Origin of the sequence: Ilumatobacter sp., assembly GCF_049588435.1 — a bacterium.
Taxonomy (GTDB): Bacteria; Actinomycetota; Acidimicrobiia; order Acidimicrobiales; family Ilumatobacteraceae; genus Ilumatobacter_A.
The window spans coordinates 15,312-29,749 of sequence record NZ_JBAVYV010000556.1 but is presented as its reverse complement, the minus strand read 5'-3'; the positions used below and the strand labels follow the sequence as shown (position 1 = coordinate 29,749).

The 14,438-nt window shown below is 66.2% G+C and carries 13 protein-coding genes; 8 read left to right on the top strand and 5 right to left on the bottom strand.

The genetic code is table 11. The features are described 5' to 3' along the window. Window positions 1-6 precede the first annotated feature (6 nt). Complete coding sequence (locus WBV89_RS20905) at window positions 7-1,902, bottom strand: CASTOR/POLLUX-related putative ion channel (RefSeq protein WP_423983263.1); 1,896 nt, start codon at window positions 1,900-1,902, stop codon at window positions 7-9. A gap of 174 nt (window positions 1,903-2,076) precedes the next feature. Between WBV89_RS20905 and WBV89_RS20900 the strand changes: the two genes are divergently transcribed. The 4 genes from WBV89_RS20900 (at window position 2,077) to WBV89_RS20885 (ending at window position 6,209) form a co-directional block, all read left to right on the top strand. After that, the gene (locus WBV89_RS20900) at window positions 2,077-3,453 is read left to right on the top strand and encodes a glutamate decarboxylase (protein WP_423983262.1); all 1,377 of its coding nucleotides are present in this window, start codon (window positions 2,077-2,079) and stop codon (window positions 3,451-3,453) included. Continuing rightward, a complete protein-coding gene (locus WBV89_RS20895) occupies window positions 3,450-4,154 on the top strand; it encodes a hypothetical protein (RefSeq protein WP_423983261.1) in 705 nt (234 codons plus the stop codon). The genes WBV89_RS20900 and WBV89_RS20895 overlap by 4 nt, the downstream gene beginning before the upstream one ends. Then, window positions 4,151-4,885 carry a DedA family protein gene (locus WBV89_RS20890; protein WP_423983260.1) on the top strand — a complete coding sequence of 245 codons (735 nt, stop codon included), beginning with the start codon at window positions 4,151-4,153 and terminating at the stop codon, window positions 4,883-4,885. Before WBV89_RS20895 ends, WBV89_RS20890 begins: the two co-directional genes overlap by 4 nt. Before the next feature lie 127 nt (window positions 4,886-5,012). Further along, window positions 5,013-6,209, top strand: coding sequence for a hypothetical protein (locus WBV89_RS20885; protein WP_423983259.1), 1,197 nt, complete (start codon window positions 5,013-5,015; stop codon window positions 6,207-6,209). Window positions 6,210-6,317: 108 nt separating this feature from the next. Here WBV89_RS20885 and WBV89_RS20880 read toward each other — a convergent pair whose 3' ends face one another. Beyond that, entirely contained in the window at window positions 6,318-8,963 is a 2,646-nt protein-coding gene (locus tag WBV89_RS20880; protein WP_423983258.1) for a DEAD/DEAH box helicase, read from the bottom strand. Window positions 8,964-9,015: 52 nt separating this feature from the next. Continuing rightward, on the bottom strand, window positions 9,016-9,411 hold the full coding sequence (locus tag WBV89_RS20875; RefSeq protein WP_423983257.1) for an AhpC/TSA family protein: 396 nt from the start codon (window positions 9,409-9,411) through the stop codon (window positions 9,016-9,018). Window positions 9,412-9,732: 321 nt separating this feature from the next. Here WBV89_RS20875 and WBV89_RS20870 point away from each other — a divergent pair, with 321 nt between their 5' ends. Further along, window positions 9,733-10,212: a VOC family protein gene (locus WBV89_RS20870; protein ID WP_423983280.1), complete on the top strand. Its 480-nt coding sequence runs from the start codon at window positions 9,733-9,735 to the stop codon at window positions 10,210-10,212. Between the two features lie 4 nt (window positions 10,213-10,216). Here the strand turns inward: WBV89_RS20870 and WBV89_RS20865 are convergent, their stop codons facing one another. Then, entirely contained in the window at window positions 10,217-11,035 is an 819-nt protein-coding gene (locus WBV89_RS20865; RefSeq protein ID WP_423983256.1) for an arylamine N-acetyltransferase family protein, read from the bottom strand. A 55-nt stretch (window positions 11,036-11,090) separates the two neighbouring features. Between WBV89_RS20865 and WBV89_RS20860 the strand changes: the two genes are divergently transcribed. Genes WBV89_RS20860 through WBV89_RS20850 form a run of 3 tightly spaced genes read left to right on the top strand, consistent with a single transcriptional unit; the run spans window position 11,091 to window position 13,099 of the window. After that, on the top strand, window positions 11,091-11,912 hold the full coding sequence (locus WBV89_RS20860) for an LLM class flavin-dependent oxidoreductase (protein ID WP_423983255.1): 822 nt from the start codon (window positions 11,091-11,093) through the stop codon (window positions 11,910-11,912). A gap of 26 nt (window positions 11,913-11,938) precedes the next feature. Next, window positions 11,939-12,565, top strand: coding sequence for a hypothetical protein (locus tag WBV89_RS20855; protein WP_423983254.1), 627 nt, complete (start codon window positions 11,939-11,941; stop codon window positions 12,563-12,565). A 42-nt stretch (window positions 12,566-12,607) separates the two neighbouring features. Then, entirely contained in the window at window positions 12,608-13,099 is a 492-nt protein-coding gene (locus WBV89_RS20850; RefSeq protein ID WP_423983253.1) for a DUF2231 domain-containing protein, read from the top strand. 219 nt (window positions 13,100-13,318) lie between these two features. On the opposite strand, the gene WBV89_RS20845 is transcribed toward WBV89_RS20850, so the two are convergent. Continuing rightward, entirely contained in the window at window positions 13,319-14,434 is a 1,116-nt protein-coding gene (locus tag WBV89_RS20845; RefSeq protein ID WP_423983252.1) for a L,D-transpeptidase family protein, read from the bottom strand. Window positions 14,435-14,438: the final 4 nt, after the last annotated feature.

The following is a 14,438-nucleotide window of genomic DNA, read 5'->3' as shown; positions in this document are numbered from 1 at the left end:
AGTGACTCAGCCGATGACGACGATGTCGTCGCCGGGCCGGAGTTCGGCTCGACGCTGCCTGTGCGGATTGAGCACCAGACCACCGTCCGGCTCGCTGGCTGCTCGCCAGCCGAACGCTGTGAACCCGGCGTCGTACGCAGAGCGGAAAACCTGCTCGGCCGTGACCGCACCGATGAGTCCGAACCGATCGGCCGATTCGAGTCGAAACGAGGGGCCGACCGTGTCATACAGTTCGAGAAACACCCGGCGTCGTTCCGGCAGCTCCGAGAGCTGCGCGATGAAGCGACTCCCGATCGCATCGCTGATCACGTAGTCGTTGCTGTTCCCGAGATCGATGAGGGCGCTGCTGGTCACGTCGCGGAACTCGACGACGCAACGGGGTCGTTCGGATGCCGGAATGCCGGTTCGCAGCTCGGCGAGGTCGAGCAGCACGCCGGCATCGGCGTGGTCGGAATCGCCGTCGTCGGTCGGGAGGATCAACACGGTGGTGATCGTCGGGCGACCGTCGGGTCGCAGAATGCGATCCACGGCGTTCGTGTCGATCGTCGTCGAGGCGTGTTCCAGGCCGACCCCGTCGAGTGAGATGGTGGCCGGGTCACACACGAGGGGGTCGAGGATCACCTCGATCGATGACGACGGAGCGGTGAGACGGGCCCAGTTCTCGATCAGCTCGGCGCCGAAACGGTTCCACCCGATCACGAGCAGGTGATCGGTGTCGAGCGGGGCGGGCTCGATCGATGACCGCACCTCCCTGGCTGTGGGGGAGGATTCCGAGACATGAACGAGGTCGAGGTCGTCATCGTCGTCGGCGATGACGACGAGACGGTCGTTGCTCTCGAACACCGAGCCGGGGGGAGGGTTGAGTTCAGGTGTTCCATCGGCTCGAACTCGGCCGATCGGACGCGCCTTCTCGTACCGATCGACGATCTCGTGGAACGTGAGACCCACCAGGTCGGCGTCGTCGCGAACATAGAGATCGCATCCGCGGAAGTCGAGCAACTCGTCGACGACGTGCATCAGACCCGAGTCGAGCAGGGCGAACACCGCGGTGCGGGCGGTGGCCTGGGTCGGCAGGATCGGATGCACCATCGCTCCACAGGAGCGCATGACCCGCGCCGCGGTCGTCGGGTCGTTGAGCTCGACCACGATCGGAACACGATCGAACCCGCCGAGCTCGGCACCGATCGCGAAGAGCGTCCGGACCGTGGCCGTGTCGTGGGTTTCGTCATGGGCCAACACGATCACGGTGCGCGCCGCGTGGAGACGCACGAGCTCGAGATCGCCGCGACGCGTCGGATCACCACTGCGGTACACGATGCGCGTGCCGAGGCGGTCGCCCACGATGTCGTTGACCTCGCTCATCATCTCCGTCGGATCGCGATCGGCCATGACGACGATCACCCGACCAGGATGACGCCGGCTGGCCGTCACGAGCTGGTCGATGAGCGCCGGGAGGCGTTGGGAGGTCCCGAGAACGACGACGTGGTCCCGCTCGATGACCACGCTGCGACCTCGGCGCATCTGGTCGATCCGGTCCTCGACACCGCTCGCGATGACACCGATCAGTGTGCCCGCGACGAGGACGCCGAAGATCGTGACGGCGAGCGCCAGAATGCGCCGTCCCCAACCCACGTCGCCCGCCATCGTGCCGGTGTCCAGGATGCGCAGCAGGCTCTGCCAGAAGTCCTCGATCCACGAGTTCCCGGAGGCACCGCTGAAGTCGACGCTGAAGAGCCAGAGGAGCACCGCGCTGAGGACGACGAACGCCAGGGTGAGGAGTCCGAGCCATGCGAGGACGGCTGTCGTTCCCCGTCCGAGGACGTTGTCGAGCCGATAACGCATCCGGTGCCGCACGCTGGCGTAGCCCGACACGGGATCGTTGCGCTCGACATCGTTGTCCACAGTTCCTCCAACAGTTCGGCGACGATGTGGCCGATCAAGCGCGAAGCGTAGACGTCGCGCTCCGATCCGAGTTGCCCGGTCCCGCATTCCACCCGATGCAGGTGGCGTCAGCGGACGAACGTTTCCCTAAGGTGTCTGCGTGCCACCACCGGTGGCGTTCCCGAGGAGCCACAGATGACCATTCACAAGCACGTTTCGGACGAGGAAGAATTTGTCCCCGCGTATGCGGGCCGCCTCAACCACGCCCCGATCCCCAAGCACCGGCTCCCGGATCTCGAATCGCCTCCGACGGCGGTGTATCGGATGATCCATGACGAGCTGTTGCTCGACGGAAGCTCGCGGTTGAACATGGCGACGTTCGTGACGACGTGGATGGAGCCGGAGGCCGATCGTCTGATGGCCGAGACGTTCGACAAGAACATGATCGACAAGGACGAGTATCCACAGACGGCCGAGATCGAGCGGCGCTGTGTGAACATCGTGGCCGACCTGTTCAACGCCCCGAGTGGTGGGGACGCGATCGGAGTGTCGACGATCGGCTCGAGCGAGGCCGTGATGCTGGCCGGCCTGGCGATGAAGTGGCGGTGGCGCGCCCGTCGTGAAGCTGCCGGGTTGCCGACCGATCGTCCGAACATGGTGATGGGTTCGAACGTGCAGGTGGTGTGGGAGAAGTTCTGTCGCTACTGGGACGTCGAACCGCGTTACGTCCCCGTGGCCACCGACCGTTTCGTCGTCGATCCCGGTGAGGTGATGGACCGTGTCGACGAGAACACGATCGGCGTCATCCCGATCCTCGGAACCACCTACACCGGTGAATTCGAGCCGATCAAGGAGATCCACGATCGCGTCGTGGCGTACAACACCGAGCACGGTGACGACATCCCGATCCACGTCGACGCCGCGAGCGGCGGGTTCGTTGCGCCGTTCCTGCATCCGGAGTTGGAGTGGGATTTCCGGCTGCCGCAGGTGAAGTCGATCAACGTTTCCGGCCACAAGTACGGGCTCACGTACCCCGGACTCGGGTTCAACATCTGGCGTTCGGCCGAGGATCTTCCCGAGGAGTTGGTGTTCCACGTCAACTATCTCGGCGGCGACATGCCGACGTTCACACTCAACTTCTCGCGACCCGGCAACCAGCTGGTCGGCCAGTACTACAACTTCGTCCGACTCGGCCGCGACGGCTACCGCCGGATCATGGAGGCGTTGCGCGACACCGCGATGCAGATCTCGTCGGGGGTCGCCGCGATGCCCGAGTTCGAGGTCGTCAGCGACGGCTCCGCCATCCCGGTGCTGGCGTTCAAGATGGCTGCCGATCAGCCGTTCACGGTGTTCCACGTGTCGGACCAGTTGCGCATGGCCGGCTGGCAGGTGCCGGCATACACGATGCCCGACGACGCGAGTGATGTCGCCGTGCTGCGTGTCGTGGTCCGCGAGGGCTTCAGCCCCGATCTGGCCGACGGGCTGCTCGCGGAACTGCGCAAGTCGGTCGCCCACCTCCTCGAGTACCCGCCGGCGAACCCACCCGAAACCGAACTCTTCAGTCACACGTGACGGGTGCGGAGAGACCGGGCATCTGCTGGAGGCGTTCACCCGGCTGGAACCCGACCGACATCGGATGGCGAATCGCGGTCCTGTTCATGGTGGGGTCGGCGTTGTTTGCCGCCGGATCGCTTCCTGCGTACGCGACCCGGGTCGACGGTTCCGTCGTCGGGGTCACGTTCGTCGTCGGCGCGCTCTTCTTCACGTCGGCGGGTGCCAGTCAACTGGTCAAGTCCATGCGCGACCGGGCCGCGTCGGGTGGCGGGCGTTGGACGCTGGACTGGAGCGACATCGACGTGTGGTCGTCGGCGGTCCAGTTCGTGGGCACCCTGCTTTTCAACGTCAGCACGATCGGGGCGATGCTCGCCGCGCTCGACACCGAACAGCAGAATCGAATCGTCTGGCGCCCGGACGTGTTCGGCTCGGTCGCGTTCCTGGTTGCCAGCCACCTCGCGTGGCTGAGCGTCTGCAGGCGGGTCTGGGCGGTTCGCACGGACGACGAGAACTGGTGGTCTGCGGCGCTCAACTACATTGGATCGATCTTCTTCATGTTGTCGGCGATCGCAGCGATCGTGTTGCCGACGACCGGTGAAGTGCTCAACATCACGATCGTCAACGCTGCGACCTTCATCGGCGCCGTGTGCTTCTTCGTCGGGGCCTACCTGCTCCTTCCTGCCAGCCCGCGGTGCTCCCACCGAAACGAACCCGCATGACCCATCTTCTCCACGGCCGAGACTTCCCCAGCAAGCGCACCGTCGCGCTCGTCGTGTTCGTCGGGCTCGCGATGCTGTGGGTGGCGCCGATGATCGCATCGCTCGTCGGAAGCATCGACCTCAGCGAGTTGTCGCATCCATACCTGCTCATCAGCGGATTCGTCGTTCTCGACGCGGTCATCCCGATCTTCCCGAGCGAGTCGTTGTTGACGACCGGCTCGAATCTCGCCGCCCAGGACGGGTCGTCGATCGAGATCTGGAAGTTGATCCTCGCCGGATCGCTCGGAGCGGTCGTGGGCGACTCGCTGCTGTACTGGCTGTCGCGAACGGTGCTCCGCGACGCGATGTCGGCCAGGGTCGACAAACTGGAGGAGAACGAGAAGGTCGCGCGGTCGCTCGACGTGATGCGGAACTCCGCTCCGTTGTTGATCGTCTTCGGCCGGTTCATCCCCGGTGTGCGATTCGTTCTCGGCGCGACGATGGGGATCACTCGCTACCCGTACCCCCGGTTCCTGCTGTGGGACAGCATCGGAGGGTTCTTCTGGGCCGCCTATACGTGCATCTTCTCGTATCTGATCGCATCGGTCCTCGACAACAAGCCGATCATCTCGATCGTGATGTCCGTCATCGTGACGACCGCATTGCTCGGGCTGATGTATCGGCCGATCAAGCGCAGTTGGGAAGAGTCCCATCGGCTCGAAGTTGGCGATGTTTCTCCCGAACCGGGTTGATCATCGGAGGATCGACCGGAATGGGTGATGACGCCGGCCGTCGCAACGGTCAACATGGGGACGCTGCCGTCGGCACGCGGAGTGGTCCCTGTCCGCTCGATCACAACATGGAACAAGAGAGCTCACAATGTCTGACCAACCGACCGACGTCATCGATCCCGGTGAACCGCCCGTGAACGCCCCCGCCGAGGCGTCTGCGCCGCGCAGCCGCGTTCCCGTCGTCCTCGTCGTGGTGGCGACGGTACTCGCCGTGCTCGCCACGTTCACCACCTGGGTGCGCGTGCAGATGCTCGACACCGACGACTGGGTGAGGACGAGCGACCAGCTGCTGGCGGAGCCGGAGATCCAGGATGCGTTGGCGACATTCCTGACGAATCAACTCTTCGAACGGGTCGACGTCAAGTCCGAGCTCACCGACATCCTTCCCGACGAGCTCTCGGGTCTCGCCGGTCCGCTCGCCGGAGCGCTGCGCGGGCCGACGGAGAGCACGATCGATCAGATCGTGGCGTCCGACCAGTTCGCCGCTCTGTGGGAGACGGCGAACCGGACCGCGCACGAGGCGTTCGTCGCCATCCTCCGCGACGAGGCCCGGGACGGAATCTCGACCGCGAACGGCAACGTGACGCTCGACCTGAAGCCGCTCGTCGCGAGTGTCGGTGAGCGCGTCGGCCTCTCGGGGAACCTGCTCGATCAACTCCCGGATGACGCCGGAACGATCCAGATCTTCGATTCTCGTCAACTCGCCGACGCCCAGTTGGCGGTGCAGGTACTCGACTTCATGTCGTGGTTCCTGTTCATCGTGGTGGTCGGGCTGTACGCGCTGGCCGTCTTCCTCGCACACGGGCGTCGCCGACAGGCGATCCAGTCGGTCGGGATCGGGTTGGTGGCCGGGGGAGTCACCGTGCTGCTGCTCCGTGGGATCGGCATCCGGGTCGGCGTCGGGCAGGTCGTCAACGACCGGAGCAAAGAGACGATCGGTGAGCTGGTCGGCGACGTCGCAACCACCATGCTGCGCGAAACAGGGTGGACGGGCATCGTGTACGGGACCGTGTTCATCCTCTTTGCGTGGCTCATCGGACCGTACCGCTGGGCGGTTGCCGTTCGTCGCTCCGTCGGTCGAGTCGGTGATTCGACCGGAGTGGTGATCGTCGCGAGCATCCTCGCGCTGCTCCTCCTCTTCTGGTGGAATCCGGGCCGCCTCTTCGATGGGTGGATCCAGACGCTCGTGCTGATCGCGCTGGTGGTGGGTGCCGTGGTCGCCTTCTTCCGCCAGGTCACACTCGACCGCACCAGTTCCGAAACCGCCACCGAACCCCACACCTGACTCTGATCGTTCGCGTGAGGAGTGTGCGTTCCAGGAGCGCACACACCTCACGCGAACGACGGTGGTGTGGCGGGGTGGGGGAGTGGAGGATGGTTTCCGGTCCGGGTGTCAGTCGGCACTGTCGACGATGCCGACGAGGCGCAGGACGGCGCGTCCGGCTTCGATCGAGGCATCGATGTCGACGATCGCTTCGACCCTCCACTCGTTCGTCCCGTCCGGGTCGAGCAGGACCTGGGCCACGCGGTTGATGCGCGGCTCGTAGACGAAGCGGTCGGGGCTGCGGGCATCCGGTCCGAGGTCGATCGTGTCGTAGCGCTCCCAGTACGGAGCCATCACGGCGGCGATCTCGTCGGTCGACGAGTACCGGTCCGGGTCGACGGGATCGACGACGAGCGCGTCGTAGCCGTTGCGACGGGCGAGGCGCTGGACCCACTCGAACAATTGGTTGCGGACCATCACCCGGAACGCTCGCTCGTCGTCGACCACGGTCGCCGGTGTCGACGGACGCACCGCAGCGACACCGTCGTCATCGGACGGGGCGATGAGACGCTCCCACTCGTCGATCAGGCTCGAGTCCACCTGGCGGACGAGGGCGCCGAGCCATGACGTGAGGTCGTCGATCTCCTCGGTGCGGTACTCGTCGGCGATGTTCTGGACGAGGCCCTTGTAGACGTCGGAGAGGTAGCGCAGCACCACACCCTCGGACCGTTTGAGCTTGTAGTGCGAGACGTACTCACCGAACGTCATCGAACGCTCGTAGAGATCGCGCACGACCGACTTCGGCTTCACCGTGTCGCCACCGACCCACGGATGGTGCGCGCGGAAACGGTTGAAGCTCGAGTAGATCCAGTCCTTGTTCGGCTTCGGAGCGTCGACCTGGGAGAGTCGCTCCATCCGCTCCTCGTACTCCACGCCCGATGACTTCATGTCGGCCATCAGGATGTTCTTCGCCTCGTCGACCTGAGCCGCGACGACCACGCCGGGGTTCTCCTGCACCGCTTCGATGATCGTCAACACGTTGAGCGCATCGCTGACCTCGTTCGATCGCGGCGGTGGCCCGACCGGGATGCCCGCGTCCGACTCCTCGTCGAGCTCGACGGGGAGCGCTGCGCCCACTCCGTCGCGCAACTCGGCGATCGCCTGCAGCGCCCACAGCGAGAGCGGCTGGTGCAGGGCGAACTCGTCCTGGAGGTCGAACGTGACGCGGACCCGCCGACCCTGCTCGTCGGGTTCGTCCAGGAACTCGAGGATCCCGGCATCGACGAGCGAGCGGTAGATCGAGATCGTGCGCCGGATGTGTCCGCGCTGGCGCTTGCGGGTCTCGTGGTTGTCGGTCAGCAGACGACGGATCGCCGCACACCCGTCCTCCGACCGGCCGTTCGCGTCCTCGATCACCGGACGGTCGAGCATCGACATCACCATCTGGTGGTTGACGTGGAAGTGCGATCGCAGTTCCTCGGGTTGGCCGCCGACCAGCTTGTCGAACACGTTCTGATCCCAGGCGGCATAGTTGCGATCGGGAGCCTTCTTCTTGACGATCTTCTTCCGCCCGGACGTCTCGGCCTTCTCGGCGAGGCGCAGGTTCTCCACGACATGCTCCGGAGCCTGCACCCACACGTCCCCACGATCATCGAATCCCTTGCGCCCGGCGCGCCCGGCGATCTGCGCGAACTCACGATTCGACAGGATCCGCACAGACGTCCCGTCGTACTTGCACAGCTGGGTGAACAACACCGACCGGATCGGGACGTTCACTCCGACGCCGAGCGTGTCGGTGCCGCAGATGATCTTCAGCAGCCCGTCCTGCGCCAACTTCTCGACCAGCAGCCGATACTTCGGGAGCAATCCAGCGTGATGGACGCCGACGCCGGCGGTGATGAACCGCTTGAGGTCCTTGCCGATTGGGGAGTCGAAGCGGAACGCGCCGATGGCGTCGCGCACGGCGGTCTTCTCCGCCTTCGTCAGCGGATCGAGGGCGAGGTAGCCCTGCGCGGCATCGGTCGCGTCCTTCTGCGTGAAGTGGACGATGTAGATCGGTGCCCGCCCGGACTCGAGCAACTGCTCGACGCTGTTGTGCAACGTCGAGGTGCGGTACTCGAAGTGGAGCGGCACGGGACGCTGTGCGGACTTCACGATCGAGACCTTGCGATCGGCGCGCGATTCGAGGTCGCGCTGGAAGAAACCGACATCGCCGAGCGTCGCGGACATCAGGATGAATTGGACATCGGGGAGTTCGAGGAGCGGGAGCTGCCACGCCCACCCGCGCTGGGGGTCGCCGTAGTAGTGGAATTCGTCGACGATGACCACGTCGACGTCGGTGTGCCGTCCGTCGCGAAGTGCCTGGTTGGCCAGGATCTCCGCGGTGCAGCAGATGATCGGAGCGTCGGCGTTGACCGCTGCGTCACCGGTGATCATGCCGACGTTGTCCGAACCGAAGTCCCGGCACAGGGCGAAGAACTTCTCGCTGACGAGCGCCTTGATCGGAGCCGTGTAGTAGCTGCGTCGACCCGACGCCAACGCTGCGAAGTGGGCGGCCGTCGCAACCAACGACTTGCCCGAGCCGGTCGGCGTATTGACGATCACGTGATTGCCGAGCAGCAGTTCGAACACCGCTTCTTCCTGCGCCGGGTACATCTCGATCCCGAGTTCTTCGGTGTACGCGGTGAACCCGTCGAACACGGCGTCGTCGTCGACGGTGCCGTCACCGGATCGCTCGGGCAGGTGGCGAACGAGCGGGGGAGTGGTCGACATCATCGACGACTCATCATGGCGGAGTTCCGATCCGTGGCGGCGAACATCGGCGGGATCACGGCGTCGCGCGTTCCACGGCGCCGACGATCGCGTCGACGCTCGGTCGATCGGCGGGCCCGTTGCCCCGGTGACTCCAGGCGATCGTTCCGTCGGGAGCGATCACGAAATCTCCGCCGAGCTGACGCGTGTCCTCGGTGCCGCCGGACATCTCCGACAACCCGTGCCTGACACCAGATGTCCGGAGGATCTGTGCGTAGCGGCGCAGCGTTGCCCAGCCCCACACGTCGCGCAGCTTGCCGCGGCCCAATCCGTAGGCACGGTAGACCTCGCGGTCGGCGTCGATCAGGATCGGCACCGACACCGATCGGTGCTGCTGGTAGTCGTCGAGTCGATCGCCGGTGGTGAACGTGACCAGCACGACGGTTGCGGTCTCGTCGAGTCGCTCGCTCACGGCGGCGATGTGTTCGGCACAGGGCAGTCAATGGATGTGCCGATGGAACACGAGCACGACCGGCCGTTCGTGCCTCGAACCGACGTGATCGTCGAGCGACCACGGGCGTCCCTGGTGGCTCGGAAGCTCGAAACGGGGCGCCTGCGGCGCGGCGGCAGATGGTCCTGGCACGTCTCGACCGTACCGGCCGTGGGAGAATGTACGGCCATGAGCGACACCCAGGCGAACCCCCCGACGACGGCCACAGGCGGGGCGACCGCCGAAGCAACGCGCAAGATCGAGTTCACCGGCATCAACCATCTGGCGCTCGTCAGCCGGGACATGGCCGAGACGGTCGACTTCTACAGCGGAGTGCTCGGGATGCCGTTGACGAAGACGATCGAACTGCCCGGCGGCGGCCAGCACTTCTTCTTCGACTGTGGCCACGGCGACTCGCTGGCGTTCTTCTGGTTCCCGAATGCACCCGAGAGCGTGCCCGGCGTGTCGCAACCGGCTCACCGCCCCGATCAGGGTGACATCGTGAGCGCCCACGGCTCGATGAACCATCTGGCGCTCAACGTCGCCGCCGATCAGATCGACGCCTGTGTCGCGGCGCTGCGCGAAGCCGGCGTCGAGTGCACCGAGGTCTGGAATCACGACGACAGCGAATGGGGCGTGTCGCGTGAGCAGCACGACGGCGTGTTCGTCCGGTCGATCTACTTCAGCGATCCGGACGGCATCTCGCTCGAGATCGCGGCGTGGACGCGCGACCTCGGACCGCACGACGTGTCGCACGAGCCGCGCCGCGCCGCCGACGCCTGATCGATCAGTCGGGCCAGGGCCCCGGCCGCTCCATCTCGAACCAGTCGTCGAGCACCCCGTCCCACTCGTCGCGCCTGACGGGACGCGTCGTCGACTCGCCGTCGGCCACGATCTCGAGCCGGTCGGTGGTCAACGTCACCCGCCCGTTACGTAACGGGTCTGACCCGTTACGTAACGCCTCGGGGGTGTCGAGCAGTCGGGTGGCGAACGGCTTGGACGACCAGTGCTTGTTCGGGTCCACCTGCATCGATGCCGCGATCGGGGCGAAGTCGTCGAAGCGGTGAGCGACCCGTTTGAACCGCATCTGCGCCTCCGGAATGTCGTCGACGAGCCGTGCGAGTGTCGTTCCCTGCGGGCTGCCGAGGAGTTCGTACATCCCGTTCCCGCCGTCCTGCGGTCCGCTGCGATTGAGCTTGATCGGCCGCACGAGACCGTCACCGAATCCGACGTCGACGAAGTGTGGTCCGAGATCGGACTCACCGGTCGACACCTCGAGCGCGAGGTGTTCGAGCACCGTGCTCGGACCGCCGAGCAGTACGGCCGCACCGAGCAGTTTGACCTCGAAACCCAGCGCCTCCAGGAGCAATGCGAACACGCCGTTGAGTTCGAAGCACCATCCGCCGCGCCGATCGCGAACGATCTTGTCGAACGCCTGCTCGCGGTCGTGGGGCACGCCGTCGGCGAAGACGATGTCGAGGTTCTCGAACGCGACGTTGGTCAGATGGGCGCGCTGGAGGATGGCGAGGCCGTCGAGGTCGGGGCGGATCGAACGCCGCTGGAGTCCGAGGCGATCGAGGTACCGCTCGATGTCGGAATCGTGCACGTCGCGAGGCTAGGCGCGCCCGGTCCCGCCGGCGAGGTTGCGTAGCCTCGTCGAAGTGCTGATCGACCTCGCCATCCACCCGTTCGATGCCGATGTCGCTTCGATGGTCGCCCTCGCCGCTGCAGCCGGCGAAGCGGGGTACAACGGGGTCTGGCTGACCGACCACTTCAGCGGTGCCGTCGTCGGGCGCCGCTGGTCGCGAGACCCGTTCGTCTGCCTCGGAGCGATGGCGGGGGCGACCGAACATCTCGAACTCGGTGTGCTCGTCGCGAACATGCACAACCGGCACCCGGCACAAGTCGCGTCGGCGGTGAACTCGTTGCAGTCGCTCGCGCCGGGACGGGTACGGCTGGGAATCGGTTCGGGGGCCGTCGAGGGGTCGCGCTTCGCCGTCGAGCACGAGGCGATCGGCACCGACCTGGGTAACGCTGACGGGAGGCGGGCGATGCTGGCCGAGTCGATCCAGGCGCTGCGCGCGATCTGGGCAGGCGAGACGACGTTCGACGCGCGGACAGGCGTCGGGTTCGACGGTCTCGACGGAATCGTCGATGACTCGCCGTGCCCACCGATCATCGTCGGAGCGTCGGCGTGGCCGACGATCGAGGTCGCACTGGCGCATGCCGACGGTGTGAACGTTCGCAGGTCCGACCGATCGGACGGCCTGGTCCGGCGGATCGTGGAACTCCGCCCGCCCAGCTTCGAAGTGAGTCTGCTCGACAGTTTCGACGACGTTGCGAGCGACCCATCGCGCGCCGACGCAGCAGTCGAACTCGGTGTTGATCGCCTGGTGTTGGGAATCTCGGTTCCCCACCACGTGCGTCGCCTCCGTTCGCTCGACGTCACGGCCACGACTCACCTCGATGCCCAGCAGAGATGATCGGTCGTCGGCTACCGTTCACGACCATGATCTACCGTCGCAGTGTCTTGTCCATCGGCATCGCGGTGTCGTTCGTTCTGACCGCCTGTGGCGGATCGGATTCCGCGAGTGACACGACCGTCGAGACGGTTGCGACGACCGAAGCCGAGACGGAGCCGACCGAGGAGTTCACCCTCGTCGAGGACGACGCGGTCGACGACACGACGAGCACGAGCGCGCCGACCGAGACGACGGTCGCGACCGAGACGACGGCAGCGGTCACCACCGCGGCGGGTTCCACCGCCGGTGGGGCAGACGCGGCGGCGAGTGTCGCGGAAGTGTCGATGGTCGAGTGGGAGATCGACGCCCCGACGGAGTACGTGGCCGGCGAGGTCACATTCACAGCGACGAACAACGGGAGTTTTCCGCACGAGTTCGTCGTGATCCGAGGCGACGGGTACGAATCGCTCCCGCTCGAAGCCGGCGGCGCCGTCATCGAGGACGAGCTTCCGGCCGGCGCACTGCTCGACCGAACCGAGAGGATCGCTGGTGGCACGTCGGCCGATCTCACGGTGACACTCGAGGCGGGCAACTATGTGCTCGTGTGCAACCTCGGCGGCGGCACGTCCAGCCACGCCGGGCGGGGCCAGAATCTCGACATCTCGGTGTCGTGATGATGATCGACCGCCTCGTCGTCAACCGCTAGGTTCTGCCAGATGATCGCCGGCGTCTTCGACCAGTTCCTCGGGGTGCCGACCCACCCTCTCGCCGTGCATGCGCCGCTCGTGCTGATTCCGATCGCGACCGTCGTCGCCATCGTCTTCGTCGTGCGGGCCGACTGGCGCCGACGCGTCGGATGGTTTGCACCGGCCATCGTGTTGGTCTTCGTCGGGATGCTCTTCGTGGCCAAGGAGTCCGGCGAGGCTGCCGAGGATGCGGACAACGTGATCGGCGACATCGACCTGCACGAGGACCTTGCAGAGTCCACCTTCACCCTCGCGATCATCTGGTTCGTGCTCACCCTCGCCCTGGCGGTGTGGGACCGCGTCGGTGTCGAGCGAGTCCGGTCCCTCTCGGCCGGCGCCGCGACGCGCCAGGATCGGATCGGTCTCGTGTTGAGCGCTGTCACTGCCATCGCCGCCGTCGTGACGACGATCTGGCTGTTGCGCACCGGCCACGCCGGCTCCGAATCGCGCTGGAAGATCTGACCCAACGCGGGAGCGCCGGACACCCGTCCGGTGAGATGTGAGACGTACAGGTCGACCGGACTCTCACCGCACGCGGGCGGGTCGTCGCTCTGGTGAGATGTGAGACGGCGGGGTCGACCGGACTCTCACCGGACCGGAGCGGGGGTGACCCGCTGGCGGGGGCGGTCGTGACCGGGTGGTCGGGGCCGACGACGTCCGTGCGCGGAGGTCGTCGGACGATCAGAGGACGACGACGGTGGTTCCGACCGGGGCGAAACCCCAGAGGAACGAGGCGTCGAGGTTGTTCTGACGCTGACAGCCGCCCGAGAGGCGGGTGCCGAGCTCGTCGTCGGTCTGGTACACCTCACCGGTGGCGACCTTGGTGGGGATCCCGTGGAAGCCGATCGCGCCGCGTTCGGTCTTGAGCCACCGGATCATGTTCGGCAGGTAGGCCTTGCCGTTCCATGCCGTCGACATCTCCGAGCGGCTGTACACCTGGTGTGTTCCGGGGATCTCGTTGGCGTAGGTGCTGCCGGAGACGAGCCAGGAACGGATGATCCGCTCGTTCTCGTCGACGGCCCACACGCGCTGACCGGCCCGGTCGTACACGACGCGGTATCCCGAGCCCGAGTTCTCGGGCAGCGGGGGAGCGTCGTCGCCGGCGGAGCCCACCGGTGAGAGCTCGACGCCCCACAGATCGACGGCTCCGGGTGCCGGCTTGGGCGTGCGGGTGACCAGCGATTCCTCGTCGGGCCAGATCGCGAGGCCGAGTGCCGTCTCGCGGCCGACGATGCCGTCGACGTAGAAGTCCTCGTCACTCTGGAACTTGCTGACGGCGTCGTAGGTCGCCTGGTCGAATTCGCCGGTGGCCGTTCCGGCGAGTTCGCCAGCATCGATCAGCGCGTTCTGGAGGCAGGTGACGCCATCACCGGTCGCTCCGAGTCGCAACGAGAGCGCCTCGATGGTGCAGCCACCGTCGGCTCGCGCCTGCTCGTTGGTCTCCTCGAGGGTGGCCGGATCGGGGTCGGCGAGTCCGGCGAGTTCGACGTCGACCATCTCGACGAAGGGTTCGTCCCCGTCAACCGCAGCTTCGGCCTGCTCGGTGGCAGCGATCGCCTGGTCGATGTCGGCCAGGGCATCGTCGGGCGCATCGGTTTCGTCGGCGCTGACGATCGATGTCGAATCGGCGTCATCGCCGCCGGCGGTGGCGAAGCCGGCGAGGGCGCCCACGCCCAGCACCCCGACCACGGCGATCCCGAGGAAGACCTCGCGGCGCCGCTGTTCGACCGACTTCGAGTACTTGTGGTGCGCCCGCGGAGCCATCTCGTCACGTTGGCCTTCCCACTGGTCGCGCATGGGA

Bases quoted from the DNA above. Each gene is read 5' to 3' on its own strand.
- WBV89_RS20900 (WP_423983262.1), top strand. From the start codon at position 2,077: ATGACCATTCACAAGCACGTTTCGGACGAGGAAGAATTTGTCCCCGCG.
- WBV89_RS20890 (WP_423983260.1), top strand. From the start codon at position 4,151: ATGACCCATCTTCTCCACGGCCGAGACTTCCCCAGCAAGCGCACCGTC.
- WBV89_RS20885 (WP_423983259.1), top strand. From the start codon at position 5,013: ATGTCTGACCAACCGACCGACGTCATCGATCCCGGTGAACCGCCCGTG.
- WBV89_RS20880 (WP_423983258.1), bottom strand. From the start codon at position 8,963: ATGATGTCGACCACTCCCCCGCTCGTTCGCCACCTGCCCGAGCGATCC.
- WBV89_RS20870 (WP_423983280.1), top strand. From the start codon at position 9,733: ATGGCCGAGACGGTCGACTTCTACAGCGGAGTGCTCGGGATGCCGTTG.
- WBV89_RS20855 (WP_423983254.1), top strand. From the start codon at position 11,939: ATGATCTACCGTCGCAGTGTCTTGTCCATCGGCATCGCGGTGTCGTTC.
- WBV89_RS20850 (WP_423983253.1), top strand. From the start codon at position 12,608: ATGATCGCCGGCGTCTTCGACCAGTTCCTCGGGGTGCCGACCCACCCT.
- WBV89_RS20845 (WP_423983252.1), bottom strand. From the start codon at position 14,434: ATGCGCGACCAGTGGGAAGGCCAACGTGACGAGATGGCTCCGCGGGCG.